Source organism: Ochrobactrum teleogrylli, assembly GCF_037482325.1.
GTDB lineage: Bacteria > Pseudomonadota > Alphaproteobacteria > Rhizobiales > Rhizobiaceae > Brucella > Brucella teleogrylli.
In genome coordinates, this window is the sequence record NZ_JBBHKQ010000002.1 from 141,098 (window position 1) to 154,640 (window position 13,543).

The following is a 13,543-nucleotide window of genomic DNA, read 5'->3' on the forward strand; positions in this document are numbered from 1 at the left end:
TATCGCCGGGCGCTTCAGGGAATGACTCCAGACTTCAGCAGTGCTGAGAAACGTGGGTCGAAATGCCTGCTGATCTGCTCAAGGGCTGCCCCGCGCGCCACGGCCCATATATCGGTCAACCCGACCAGCAGACGCGGCAATGTCCGCACCGGGTAATCGACGCTGGAGGAAATGAGCGGTTCAATCCGGTCCACGAGCCGGTTGGCCAGAAGTTTCGGCGCGCCGCCACACAGAATAACTGTTTGCGGGTCGAAGATCGCTTCTATCGTATGGATGGCGGATCTCAGTTCCATCGCCGCCCGCTCCAGCCATGTTTCCAGTTGCGGATCGTTCTGCGCCAACAGGGCTTCCAATTCCGCAGAAAGATCGGGCTGTGCTTCGTCGAGTTTCAAATGTTTGTAGAGCGACGAGAGAGAAGCATGGTGTTCCAGTGGCGTTGGCGCGCCGCGATTGGTCATAAGCATGGTGCCGATTTCACCGGCATTGCCCTTGCTGCCCGTATAGATTTCTCCGTTCAGTATCAACCCGGCGCCGACACCGTAGCCCATATAGATACAGACGACATTATCGAGGCCGTCTGCGAGACCAACCATTTTTTCTGCCCGCGCGCAGGCCGTAGCATCGTTCTGCAATGTTACAGTCAGGCCGGTGCTTTGGGTCAACCTGTCAATCAGCGGGAAAGATTGCCATGCACTCATCACCCATCGGTCATGCTCGGGAACCTTTGTCCCGAAAGGGCCGGGCATGGCGACCCCAAGCCCCGACATTCGATAGTGTCCATCGGGGAATTTCCGTGCGAGCGTCGCTTGCGCTTTGGCAATTTCTTCCAGAATGATGGCGCAGCCTTCTTCCGGATTATCGGGTGGCAGTCTGGCCTCTCGCCGCACGACTTCATCGCCGGTCAGATTGACGATGACGATCCGGGTCAGATGCCGGTCGATCTGAACGCCGAGCGCGAATGCGCCCTCGGGCACCAGCCGGTAGGGCGTTGCCGGTTGTCCGCGACCACGCCTGACCGCATTTTCCGAACTCACCAATCCGTCGCCTTCCAGACCATCAATCAGGTTGGAGATCGTCTGTTTGGTGAGATTTGTCGCACGGGCGAGTTCGGCGCGGGAGAGCGATCTGTTTTGGCGCAGGGCGTCGATGATCACCCTGCGATTATGGGCGCTTGTACCCTCATGATTGGTGCCACTCGTGGCCCGAATGTCGCTCTTTCTTGGCATCCTCAATCCCTCTTGACACCAGTAGATATTTATAACACGTTTAAGTCAATGGATTTGACTTAATAAAGAACATGAACATTTAATAATGGTGGAACAACAGCTCTGATCTCACGGCGATAAGGCAATGTGCACGGCACTAGCACAAGCCGGAGGCAGGTTAACGGGAGGTACCAATGCTTAAATCAATTCGCACCGTCTTGCTGGGTACGCTGGCCGTATCCGCTTTCTCGGTTCCGCACGCATTTGCTGAAACGACCCTGAATGCCCTGTTCATGGCGCAGGCCGCTTATAGCGAAGCGGATGTACGCGCGATGACGGAGGCCTTTCAGACAGCCAATCCGGATGTGAAGGTCAATCTGGAATTCGTGCCCTATGAAGGGTTGCATGACAAGACGGTTCTGGCTCAGGGTTCGGGGCAGGGCTATGACGTTGTGCTGTTCGACGTGATCTGGCCAGCCGAATATGCAAGCAACAATGTGCTTGTCGACGTCTCTTCACGCATCACGGACGAGATGAAGAAGGGCGTTCTGCCGGGCGCCTGGACGACGGTTCAGTATCAGGACAAATATTACGGCATGCCGTGGATTCTGGATACCAAGTACCTGTTCTACAACAAGGAAATCCTTGAGAAAGCGGGCATAAAGAACCCGCCCAAGACCTGGGCGGAACTCAACGATCAGGCAAAGATCATCAAGGACAAGGGATTGCTTGCATCGCCGATTGCGTGGAGTTGGGCGCAGGCGGAGGCCGCGATTTGCGACTACACCACGCTGGTGAGTGCTTATGGCGGCGATTTCCTGAAAGACGGAAAGCCCGCCTTCGACAAGGATGGCGGACTGGATGCCCTCAGATATATGGTGGACAGCTATAAGTCCGGCCTCAGCAATCCCAACTCGAAAGAGTTTCTGGAGGAGGACGTACGCAAGGTCTTCCAGAATGGTGACGCCGCTTTCGCGCTGAACTGGACCTATATGTATAGTAAGGTCAATGACCCTGCCGAAAGCAAAGTGGTTGGCAAGGTGGGCGTGGTGCCTGCGCCGGGCGTCGAAGGCAAGAGCGAGGTTTCGGCGGTCAATGGTTCCATGGGGCTTGGCATCACCACCACCAGCAAACATCCTGATGATGCGTGGAAATATATCGTCTTCATGACCTCGCAAAAGGTCCAGAACGATTATGCAAAACTGTCTCTGCCGATCTGGGCGTCGTCCTATGATGATCCGGCTGTATCGAAGGGACAGGAAGAGTTGATCGCGGCAGCGAAGCTCGGTTTGGCTGCGATGTATCCGCGCCCGACAACACCGAAATATCAGGAAATGTCCACGGCCTTGCAGCAGTCCATTCAGGAAGCCCTGCTTGGACAGTCTTCGCCGGAAGACGCCCTTAAATCCGCAGCTGAAAACAGCGGACTCTAAGATCCTGATGGGAGTGGGTGCATCTGCATCCACTCCCTTCTTCCATTTAGACTGAGGTGCAAACAATGTCCGGCAACTGGATGACTATGCGAGCGTGGTTGCTGATGCTTCCGTTACTCGCCGTCATGGTTTGCGTGATCGGCTGGCCAATGTTTGAAACGGTGCGCCTTTCGTTCACCGATGCAAAGCTTGTCGGCACTGGCGGCGATTTTGTTGGCTTTGCCAATTACATCAAGATGCTAACCAGCTCAAATTTCCAGCGTGCCTTCTGGACCACAACCTGGTTTTCTCTCATCTCGGTGTCAGTCGAAATGGTCCTTGGCGTTTTGGCGGCACTGTTGCTGAACCAGCAGTTTTATGGCCGCACTGTTCTGCGCGCCTTGCTTATTCTGCCATGGGCGTTGCCAACGGTGGTCAACGCAACACTATGGCGTCTCATCTACAATCCCGAATATGGTGCGCTCAATTCGCTGTTGACCCAGCTTGGCATCATTTCAGACTACCAGTCATGGCTCGGCGAACCGTCAGCAGCAATGACGGCACTGATTGTTGCCGATTGCTGGAAGAACTTCCCGCTTGTCGCACTCATCGCGTTGGCGGCCCTTCAAGCCGTCCCAAGAGACATAACGGCTGCATCGCTCGTCGATGGCGCGGGTCCATTCAACCGGTTCCGGTTTGTTATTCTGCCCTATCTTGCGGGACCATTGATGGTCGCGCTTGTGCTCCGCACCATTGAGGCATTCAAGGTCTTTGACATTATCTGGATCATGACCCGCGGTGGCCCCGCCAATTCCACACGTACGCTTTCTATCCTCGTTTATCAGGAAGCATTTTCCTTCCAGCGCGCGGGATCTGGTGCATCGCTGGCGCTCATTGTGACCCTAATCGTTACGGTGCTGGCGTTGGGCTATGGTTTTCTGGTGCGCAAAACGGCTGGAGCGGCAACATAATGGAACGTCGAAGCCCCATCGCAACTTTCTTCGTTTATCTCGCTGCGCTGTCGCTGGCAGTCATTATCCTCGCGCCCTTGTTCTGGCTGTTTGTCATGAGCATATCGCCGATGGCCGACCTGTCTGTTCGCCCATTGAAATGGTGGCCGACCACAGCGGATTTTTCTCGCTATCAGACTCTGCTGTCCACGGTCCCCAATAGCGCTGGCGCTGCCTTTGTGGCATCGATGTATAACAGTCTGAGAGTGGCGGGCATGGCCGCATTAGTGGCGATCCTTGTTGCGATCCCTGCCGGTTGGGCGGTATCGCGGACCTCGCGCATCGGTTGGTCGCTCACTTTGGTCATTGGCACCTATATGCTGCCTCCGGTGGCTTTGGCCGTGCCGCTTTACATGGTCCTTGCAAAACTAGGGCTGCTGAATTCGGTATTCGGTCTCGCGCTTGTCTACCTTACCATTCTGGCACCATTCACCACATGGCTGATGAAGTCTGGCTTCGATGGTATCCCGCAGGAGATTGAGCAGGCCGCGATGATTGACGGTGCAAGCCTGTTCCAGACATTGCGTATCATCACGCTGCCGCTTGCATTGCCGATTGTTGCGACATCGGCGCTGTTCGCATTTCTGCTGGGATGGGACGAATTTTTCTATGCGCTGTTGTTCACATCGGATCAGAGAGCGCGGACGCTGACAGTTGCTATTGCCGATCTGGCTGGCGGGCGCGTTTCCGATTACGGCTTGATCGCGACGGCGGGTGTTTTGGCAGCACTTCCACCGGTTATTGTTGGGCTTTTGATGCAACGCGCACTTATCTCCGGCCTCACCAGCGGCGGCGTGAAAGGATGATGATGAACACGCAAAAGCAGCGTCCTGAAGGACTTGTCGCAATCGATAAAGAGATGGCACGCCAGTTTAGCGATGCTCTGATTTCCTTCGAGAATAATCGTGAACTGGCAGAGAAGATCGCCGGGAGTTTACGTAAAACCGGCAAGCTGCTGCTGCTGGGGATGGGCGGGTCACATGCGGTCGGTCGTGCGGTGGAACCGCTTTATCGCGCCCATAATATCGATGCAGTTGCCATACCGATTTCAGAGCAGCTTGGCGCTTCCTTACCCATTGAAGGCAAAACTGTTCTGGTCACATCTCAGTCTGGTGAAAGTGCGGAAGTCGTCCGCTGGTTCGTCGAGAAAAAGGGGCAGGCCGATATATTCGGTTTGACGCTTGATGCTGGGTCGTTTCTCGCCAGCAAAGTCGACTGCCTGGTGGGGCATGGCGGCGGGGAGCTTGCATTTGCAGCAACCCGTAGCCTGACGATTAGTTTCGCTCTGCATCTGGCCATATTGGCGGCACTCGGTGACGATCCGCGAGCCGCACTCAACGTGTTAAATTCCCCCCAAACTGTGGCGATTGATGCAGCGCTTGATTGCATCGCTGATGTCAACACGATTGTAACCTCGGGGCGCAGTCTGCAGGGGGTAGCAGAAGCCATTGCTCTTGGGTTTACCGAGCTTTCGCGCGTGCCGAGCTATTCGCTGGAGGGTGGCCAACTGCGTCACGGGCCGATGGAAATGCTCTCACCAAAGGTTGCAGTTATCCTCTTCAAGGGCAAGGATGCGACCGCACCGCTGGTGACGGCGATGGGACAGTCTGTTGCTGAAACGGGAGCCAAACTGGTAGTGTTTGACGCCTCCGGTGAGGTGCCTGTTCCGGGTGCTGTAACGATTTCGTTTCCCGCAGCAAGCGGACTTGGCGCCGTTTTCACGATCCTGCCAACTGCGCAACGGCTCATGATAGCCTTTGCCGACCAACGTGTCGAGAATGCCGGTACGCCGGTCCGTTCTTCCAAAATCACCCGGAGCGAATGAGTGAGGCCAATTGCAATTATCGGCAACGTCAATGTTGATATGATCCTGGGACCGACTGCGGCTTGGCCACAACCGGGCACCGAGAACATTGTCAGCCATGACGAGTTACGCGTCGGCGGTTCGGCGGGCAATTCGGCTTTGACACTGATGGCTTTGGAAGTTCCATTTCAAATGGCCGCGAATACAGGCGCCGATCAGTTTGGACGCTGGCTCGCTGAGAATTTTGGTGATCATGCCAGACAATGGGCGGTGTTTGCTGGAAAAACCACTCTGTCCGTCGGCCTGACGCATCCGGATGGAGAACGGACTTTCTTCACGACACTCGGTCATCTGCCGCATTTTTCAATTGAAGATGCCCTGTCGGCACTTGATAGTGAGGCCTTGTCCGGCGGACTGGCCCTTCTTTGCGGAAGTTTTCTGACCGACAGGCTGGCGGATGCATATGGTCAGTTTTTCGATTGGGCCGACAGCCACAACATCGAGGTGGCGCTTGATACCGGCTGGCCGGTCGAAGGCTGGACGGAGCGGAACCGAAGCCGCGCACTTTCATGGTTGAAACGCAGCAAGTTTGTCATGTTCAACGAGGTTGAGACGATCAATCTTGGAAACTCCGTCGATCCGGTGGAGGCCGCGCGCAATCTCTGCCGGACAATGCCGAATGGCGGCCTTTTTATCGTTAAATGCGGCCCGAACGGTGCCTTCGCGGTTGGACATGATGGCAGCGTCATATCGGTCAATGCGCCTCAGGTAACGGTTATCGATACAATCGGTGCGGGCGATGTTTTCAACGCAGCTTTTCTTGCGTCATTCGCCAAGGGACGCTCGGTTGAGGCCTGCTTGCTGGCCGCCACACGCAGCGCCTCGAAGGCTATTTCCACAAGCCCGCGGGCCTATATGTCGGATGCTGAAGGAGCGCTTGCATGAGCACCCTGACCATAAGCAAGGTTTGCAAGAGCTACGGGTCGACAGAAATCCTCAAAGGTATCGATCTGTCTCTGGCCAGCGGCGAGTTCTTAGTGCTGCTTGGTGCCTCCGGTTCCGGCAAGTCGACATTGCTCAACATGATCGCGGGTTTGGCCGAACCGACAAGCGGCGACATTCTCATTGATGAGCGGTCTATCGTCGCGTACACCCCAAGGACAGGGATACGGCGATGGTGTTTCAGTCCTACGCGCTCTATCCAAATCTGAATGTGAAGCGCAATATCGGCTTCGGTCTTGAGATGCGCAAAGTACCAGCTGCGGAGCGGGATAAAGCCGTGCTGGAAGCAGCGCGCCTTTTGCAGATTGAAAATCTGCTGGATCGAAAGCCCGCGCAGCTCTCCGGTGGCCAGCGTCAGCGTGTTGCAATCGGTCGCGCATTGGTGCGTCACCCCAAACTGTTCCTTTTCGATGAACCATTGTCCAATCTGGATGCAAAACTGCGCATGGAAATGCGTGCCGAGTTGAAACGACTGCATCAGTTGATGAAAACCACGATCGTTTACGTTACGCACGATCAGATCGAGGCGATGACATTGGCGACGCGGATTGCGGTCATGCGCAATGGGCGCATTGAGCAACTCGATACGCCTGAAAATGTCTATAACCGGCCCGCGACGCTTTATGTGGCGACATTCGTCGGCGCGCCGCCAATGAACATGCTGGAAGCCACATTCAGCGGAGATCGTCTGACGATTGACGGTACGGACACCAGCATTCCAATTGGCAACCTACCGAATATTGCGGCTGGCAGACGTATTTTGCTTGGGGTTCGTTCAGAAGCAATAGGGCGGGAGCGGAAAGGTCAAAGTGTCGTTCTGCGCATGAAATGCGACATCGCCGAACTCACGGGTCCCGAACTGATTGTAACGGGAACCGTTGGCCCACAAAGGCTCGTTGCCGCTTTGCCCCCAAGTCATAAAGTTCAGCCAGGCGAAGAGTTCGAAGTCATGCTCGATCCTGCGAATATCCATCTCTTTGACGCAGAGACTGAACAGAGACTCAATTGATATTGCGTAGGCTTATGAACGCTCGTTCTTGATAGCCTCGTAGAGCCAGGGGCATTCGGCCACCGCCGGTGCCCGAATGCCTCGTGCGGCGGCGTCGAGCCGCATGTCGCGCAGGCGCTTCCGGCCTTCTTCTTCCTTCAGGTAGAGACGTTCATGCCCCCAGAAGGAAGGTCCGTCCGTGGTTTCATGCGGTTCCCAGTTTGCGGGGTCGATCTGTCTTCCGCCCCAGCCGTTTTCTACAAAGAAACCCGAAGGTGTGTTTGCATAAAACGATGTCATGTAATCATTGGTGTGGCGTCCAAGCGTATAGGCCAGCCGACCATCTTCTAGTCCCGCGAGATCATATCCCTGTCCAACATCGTCAAGGTTCTTGAACTCAACCATGAAATGATGGAACCCCTGTTGACCGGACCCAACCATTGCAAAACTATGGTGGCGGTCATTGACATGGAAGAAGTAGAGCCCATAGGGCTTCAGTCCATAATCAGTCACATGGAAATCCAGATTGTCCCGATAGAAGGGCATCATGATTTCGATATTCTTCACATGCAGCACGGCATGTCCCATGCCAAGCGGGCCGGTGTTGAACCCTGATATGGGGCGACCCGGGACAAAAGGATCGGTGGCAATCATCGGCTGCCAGATCAGCTCGATGCGATTGCCCATCGGATCGTCGAACCAGACCATGTCCGCACAAAAGCGCTGATCGCAAAGGGCGACATTGGCCCGATGAACCCGGGTGCCGACCGCTTCCAGACGCGATGCATATTGATCGAGGTCGTGTTGAAACTCGACTTCCCAGCCCATGCAGGACAGCGTTTCGCCCGGCTCGTCAAGCACGATCAACCGCTGCATGCGGTCATCCATACGGAAAGCTAGTTGACCGGCGGCAAGGTCAATTTTCTGCATACCAAGCAAGCCGGAGGCAAAGTCGGCCCAATCATCAAGCTTGTCGGAGCGCACGCCGATATATCCCAGAGCATTGATGGCCATTGCCTTTTCCCTCGCGTAAACTTGGATTGGCCCCGCTTTTGGCGGGGCCTGCGGAAATCAGGCTGCGTCAGCGATTGGGTTCGACAACGTGCCAATACCGGTGATTTCGACTTCAACACGGTCGCCAGCGAACATATAGAGTTGAGGCTCGCGGAACTTGCCGACGCCGCCGGGTGTTCCGGTGGCAATGACGTCGCCGGGAAGCAGTTTTGTCACCGTCGAAACATAGGCGATGATTTCGCCAATGGAGAAAGCCAGATCCGAAATCGGCGTCGTCTGCACTTCCTGACCGTTCACGCGGGTACGTAGATGCTGTTCTTCGGGATTTGGCAGTTCGTCCTTCGTGACCATCCATGGTCCCATTGAGCCGGTATCGTCGAAGCTCTTGCCCGGCCAAAACTGGGTCGTATGGCGCTGGAAGTCGCGGATAGAGCCGTCGTTGAAGCAGGAATAGCCTGCGATGTAATCTGCGGCTTCTTCGGCGCGGATATTGCGACCCGCTTTGCCGATGATGACAGCGAGTTCGCCCTCATAGTCGAATTCCTTGGAAACGGCTGGTCGCAACAGCGGATTTTCATGCCCAAGAACAGACGACGAATAGCGCGTGAAGATCGAAGGATATTTTGGCTTTTCGCGACCGGTTTCCTTGATATGCGCGGCATAATTCAGGCCGATGCAGAGAATCTTGTCCGGGTTTGGAATTGGCGAAACCAGAGTAACTTCCGATACCGTAACTGGCGCTTCCGTATGTGCAGACAGTTCGGCCACGGCGTCGGCATTCAAAACAGCCCGCAGATCAGGGTAGCGAGCCTTGAAAGCGGCAGAAGACTTGTGCAGCCCCGCATCGGTAATGAACCCATAACCCGCCCCTTGATCCGCTGTCGTAAATGAAACCAGTCGCACCGTTGTAACTCCCTTCGATCCGTCGGGCGCGGCCCAATCGGGGTCGCGCATTCGTGGGCCTTATGCTGTGACGAGCGGTCCAAGGCCAGATCGAATTGGAGTTGCGTTCACCAGATGAACGGTACCCCCGGAAGAACGACTTAGTCTGTGGAGTTGGAGTTTTCGCGTCGATAACGCATGGTCATGTCGGGAAAAGCTTCGCATTTTTGAGCAATCCGCGCCGCACATTCCCGCGCCTGTTCGAGAAAACGCCTAACACCTTCCGCGACCGGAAGCGCCGACACGAACCACACCACCGTGACTACCGCCTGCACTCGGCCTTTGGCGTGCACGGGCAAGGAGAGGCTGTTGGTCGCGCGGATCAGTTCACCGCTGCGCAACCCGTATCCTTGCTGACGGGTGGCGGCAATCTGCTGCGTGATATGGCGGCGGTCGCCCGCAAGCGCCGCCTGATTGGCGGGGTTTTGCGCAAGCCGGTCCAAAATGGCTTCCCGTTCTTCATCCGGGCAAAAGGCAAGATAGGCTCGCCCGGACGACGTATGCAGAATGGGCAAACGCGTGCCGACAAGCCCGTGCTGAATGGAAAAGGGGCTCGTGCGGTGCGTCGATTCCCGCACCAGCATCATGTCGTTTTGCAATGTATGCAGATCGACGGGCCAAAGAATTTGCTTGCCGAGCCGTTCGATCTCTGGTGCCGCGCATTCGCGTACCCATGCTTCGTCATTATAGCCGTCAGAAAGCGACCGCACGTAGAGTGTCGGATACCAGCTGCCATCCGAGGGACTGCGCTCGACAAAACCCAAGCCTTCCAGCGTTTCCAGAAGCCGCACCACAGTTGGGCGTGGCAATTCCAGCCGTCGCGCAATCTGCTGCGGATGCGCGCCCTTATAGAGGGAGAGGTCTTGAAGCAGGGCCAGACCGCGCTCCAAAGCGCGAACGGGGGCAAAGTTTCTTTTGTTGGTCGGTTCCATGGGCACTAACGCTCGGCGGCGCGGAAAATTGCGTTCGACAGGTGAACTCTAATCGAAAATGGGTTGAAGTTGAAGGTTCAATATCCCAAACCCGCCGAGAGTTTTTATGGGAGATAATGATGCAGATCAATCGACGCAACCTGCTGCTGTATAGCGCCGGGTTCATGGCCGCTGGGCTGTTGCCTGGTTTCCAGTCTGCTGTTCGCGCAGCTTCGGGCGATCCGGTAAAAATCGGCTGGTTTGCCGCGCTTTCCGGCCCCTATTCCACGGGCGCATTGGCGCAGGATGCCGGCCACAAGGCGGCCATCGCAGAACTGAATGCCAAGGGCGGTGTGCTTGGCCGCCCGCTGGAGTTGGTCGCTCGCGATACGGTTGCCGATCCCGGCAAGGCTGTGAATTTCGTGCAGGAACTTCTGTTCTCGGAAAAGGTAAATGTGCTCTTCGGGCCCAACACCTCCGGGGAAGCGATGCCGATCCGCGACTTCATCGCCGAAGCCAACACGATCAATATGCCGACGGCCCTGATCGATCACGTGATCGACCCGGAAGCCTATCCGACGATTTTCCGCGTTGGCGGGTCGGCGGGGCAGCAAATTGAAGCCGGTATCACCTTCGCTCTCGATCACTACAAGAAGCAGAAGATCGCGCTCTTCGTAGATAATCTGTCTTATGGCGTTCTCTGCCGCGATCTTGCGCTTGAAAAGATGAAGGCGCGCAACACCGAGCCGGTCTATGTCGGCACGCTGGACGCCAACAAGGTGGATCTGGGCGACGATATCATCAAGGCGCGCAATAGCGGCGCGGATGTGCTTCTGGTCTGGTCGGCTGCATCATCCTTCATGGCGCGCGTGTTGACGGCGCGTGGTGAGCAGAAGTGGGATATTCCTGCCATCTGCGCACCGATTGCGCTGAACGCCCAGATCACGGATCTCGTGAAGAAAGAATATCTCGACGGCGCGGTCGGAGTGGGCTTCCGTCATCTTGCAGTGGATGGCAATGGCAAGTTTGCCGCTGGCATTGAAGCTCTGCTGGCCAAGCAGGCTTCGATTGTCGGGCCACAGCTCAAGAACGGCATAACCTGGATACTTCTTGGCTATGCGTCGACCAAGCTTTGGGCTGCTGCCGTAGAGAAAGCCGGTAGCGTTGAGACCGATGCTGTAATCGCAGCTCTCGAAACCATGGGAACGACGGAAACACTGTTCGGCAACGTCGGTTTCAGTCCGAGCAGCCGGGAAGGGCTGTCGATGGACGAATACGCGCTCTTCACGATTTCGTCGTTCCAAAACGGCGGCTTCACGCTGGCCTGATCGATTGTCGGCGGACTCTCGCGCGGTGCGTGGAGCCCGTCACCAAGAGGACTAAACCATGTTTCTCGTTCTGATCTCGGGGCTAGCCCTGGGGTGCCTCTACGCCACGGTGGCCCTAAGTTACAACGTGATGTACTCGACCTCCAAGGTGCTCAGCATGGGCGCCGGACAGTTCGCCATGGTCGGCGGCATTGTCGGCGCATGGACGCTCGGCAATCTTGGCTGGCCGATCTGGGCCTCGCTGCCGCTCGTTATCGTCGTTGGTCTGATCTTTGGCTGGCTGACGGAACTTGTCGCCATTCGCCGCACCATGAATGGTGGAGATGACCACCTCTGGATTCTGTCCACGCTTGCCGTTGCAACGATTGTCCAGCAAGGCATGGCGCTTTGGTGGGGAACAGAGCCGAGACCGTTCCCTCGGCTCATTCCCCAAGACTATGCTGGCATTTTGGACCAGAAATACTGGCTTCCGATTGTGACGGCATTTCTCATGGCGGGCGGGCTTGCATTGTTCTACCGCAAGACGGCAATCGGCAAAATCTTCGTCGCGCTTGCAGACGATACTTTTGCGGTCAGTGCGCGTGGCATTTCTGCGATCCGCATGCGCTCGCTTTCCTATGCCATTGCTGGTGCGCTCGGCGCTCTCGCGGGGTTCATGACGGGACAACTCACCTACGCCTATTTTGCGCTTGGGCTGACACTGACGCTCAATGGCTTCATCGCGCTTGCGATTGGCGGGATCGGTTCCAACATCGGCGCGCTGGCGGGCGGCATCATCTTCGGCGTGGTCACCACCTGCGTCGCTTATGTCTTCGGCTCGGAATTCCAGCAAACCATCGCAGTCGGGACGCTCGTCATCCTCCTGACCTTTATCCCCTCGGGATTGTTCGGCAAGAAGCGGGTACGCCAGGTATGAACGTAAAATCACATCAGGGCCTTCTCTTCGCCCTCATCGGCATCGGCCTCGCCGTTGCCTTCCCCTTTCTCACCAATGATCGCTATCTGCTCCGCATCGGAGAAATGGTTCTGATCTACTGGATCATCGTTGCCGGACTGAACCTGCTTGTCGGTTATGTCGGCCTGATGTCCATCGGCCATGTCGGTCTTCTGTCGATCGGTGGCTATGCATTCGCGATTCTCGCTGGCAAGCTGGGGCTTCACCCCTATGCGGCGCTGATTGCTTCCGGTGGCGTGACCGCGCTTGCCGCAGGCCTTTTGTGCCTGCCATCGCTGCGGCTCCCGGGTTTTTATTTTGCGCTCGCAACGATTGCCTTTGCGCTCATCATGGTGGAACTGGCGCTCGGTTTCTCGGGTCTTACCGGCGGCACGGTTGGCCTAGCGGTTCCGGCTTTCCCAGCGCCATTCAAGCGCACAATCGGCGAATACTGGCTTGCACTTAGCATAGCAACCATCGTGACGGCTATGACCTGGAACTTGGCTCGCAGCATGTGGGGCCGTGCGATGATTTCCATCCGCGACAGCGAAGTGGCGGCGCAGAGCGTTGCAGTGTCAATTTTCCGCACAAAGCTCACCGTTTTCCTCTTCTCGGGCTTTTGTGCGGGCGTTGCAGGCGGACTTTTCGCACGCGCTCAAAGCCACATCACGCCGGAAGCCTTCAATTTCGACGTCTCGTTGATGTTCTTCACGGCGATCATTATCGGCGGACGCGGATCGATCATCGGTCCAATGGTCGGCACGCTGCTGCTTGCCGTGATCCCCGATGTATTCGCTTCAATGCAGCGCTATACGGCGTTCTTCTATGGCGGCATTTTGCTCGCGGTGGTTCTCGCAATACCGCAAGGACTCGGTGTCTGGGCCAAAGACCATCTTGGCAACATCGTCGGAAAGAGCGCATCAGATGATCAGCGCGGCGCGCAAGAGCCCAACATGCCCGCATTGACGGCCCTTTTGCAGGAGAAAGCCTGAT

At 56.4% G+C, this 13,543-nt stretch carries 12 protein-coding genes and 1 pseudogene; 9 read left to right on the plus strand and 4 right to left on the minus strand.

The window, feature by feature from the left end; translation table 11 throughout:
- Nucleotides 1-14 precede the first annotated feature (14 nt).
- Nucleotides 15-1,226: an ROK family transcriptional regulator gene (locus tag WIX40_RS18190; protein WP_339441240.1), complete on the minus strand. Its 1,212-nt coding sequence runs from the start codon at nt 1,224-1,226 to the stop codon at nt 15-17.
- A 173-nt stretch (nt 1,227-1,399) separates the two neighbouring features.
- Between WIX40_RS18190 and WIX40_RS18195 the strand changes: the two genes are divergently transcribed.
- The 6 genes and pseudogenes from WIX40_RS18195 (at nt 1,400) to WIX40_RS18220 (ending at nt 7,442) form a co-directional block, all read left to right on the plus strand.
- Complete coding sequence (locus tag WIX40_RS18195; protein ID WP_109366086.1) at nt 1,400-2,638, plus strand: extracellular solute-binding protein; 1,239 nt, start codon at nt 1,400-1,402, stop codon at nt 2,636-2,638.
- A gap of 65 nt (nt 2,639-2,703) precedes the next feature.
- Nucleotides 2,704-3,588 (plus strand): carbohydrate ABC transporter permease, encoded by an 885-nt coding sequence (locus WIX40_RS18200; protein WP_339441241.1) that lies wholly within the window; start codon nt 2,704-2,706, stop codon nt 3,586-3,588.
- A complete protein-coding gene (locus WIX40_RS18205) occupies nt 3,588-4,433 on the plus strand; it encodes a carbohydrate ABC transporter permease (protein WP_339441243.1) in 846 nt (281 codons plus the stop codon). The genes WIX40_RS18200 and WIX40_RS18205 overlap by 1 nt, the downstream gene beginning before the upstream one ends.
- 2 nt (nt 4,434-4,435) lie before the next feature.
- Complete coding sequence (locus WIX40_RS18210; protein WP_339442343.1) at nt 4,436-5,452, plus strand: SIS domain-containing protein; 1,017 nt, start codon at nt 4,436-4,438, stop codon at nt 5,450-5,452.
- Entirely contained in the window at nt 5,453-6,376 is a 924-nt protein-coding gene (locus WIX40_RS18215) for a carbohydrate kinase family protein (RefSeq protein WP_339441245.1), read from the plus strand.
- Nucleotides 6,373-7,442 (plus strand): annotated as a pseudogene (locus WIX40_RS18220) (ABC transporter ATP-binding protein). Before WIX40_RS18215 ends, WIX40_RS18220 begins: the two are co-directional and overlap by 4 nt.
- Before the next feature lie 12 nt (nt 7,443-7,454).
- On the opposite strand, the gene WIX40_RS18225 reads toward WIX40_RS18220, so the two are convergent.
- The 3 genes from WIX40_RS18225 to WIX40_RS18235 form a co-directional block, all read right to left on the minus strand.
- Complete coding sequence (locus tag WIX40_RS18225) at nt 7,455-8,435, minus strand: VOC family protein (RefSeq protein WP_339441246.1); 981 nt, start codon at nt 8,433-8,435, stop codon at nt 7,455-7,457.
- Nucleotides 8,436-8,492: 57 nt separating this feature from the next.
- Nucleotides 8,493-9,338: a fumarylacetoacetate hydrolase family protein gene (locus WIX40_RS18230; RefSeq protein WP_124915515.1), complete on the minus strand. Its 846-nt coding sequence runs from the start codon at nt 9,336-9,338 to the stop codon at nt 8,493-8,495.
- A 140-nt stretch (nt 9,339-9,478) separates the two neighbouring features.
- Complete coding sequence (locus WIX40_RS18235) at nt 9,479-10,309, minus strand: IclR family transcriptional regulator domain-containing protein (protein WP_339441247.1); 831 nt, start codon at nt 10,307-10,309, stop codon at nt 9,479-9,481.
- A 116-nt stretch (nt 10,310-10,425) separates the two neighbouring features.
- Here WIX40_RS18235 and WIX40_RS18240 point away from each other — a divergent pair, with 116 nt between their 5' ends.
- From WIX40_RS18240 to WIX40_RS18250, 3 genes are read left to right on the plus strand one after another with little or no spacing between them, the layout of a single operon-like run.
- Nucleotides 10,426-11,616, plus strand: a complete 1,191-nt coding sequence (locus WIX40_RS18240; protein ID WP_339441248.1) for an ABC transporter substrate-binding protein — start codon at nt 10,426-10,428, stop codon at nt 11,614-11,616.
- A gap of 58 nt (nt 11,617-11,674) precedes the next feature.
- Nucleotides 11,675-12,532, plus strand: coding sequence for a branched-chain amino acid ABC transporter permease (locus WIX40_RS18245; protein WP_339441250.1), 858 nt, complete (start codon nt 11,675-11,677; stop codon nt 12,530-12,532).
- Entirely contained in the window at nt 12,529-13,542 is a 1,014-nt protein-coding gene (locus WIX40_RS18250; RefSeq protein WP_109366077.1) for a branched-chain amino acid ABC transporter permease, read from the plus strand. The genes WIX40_RS18245 and WIX40_RS18250 overlap by 4 nt, the downstream gene beginning before the upstream one ends.
- The last annotated feature ends 1 nt before the right edge of the window (nt 13,543 follow it).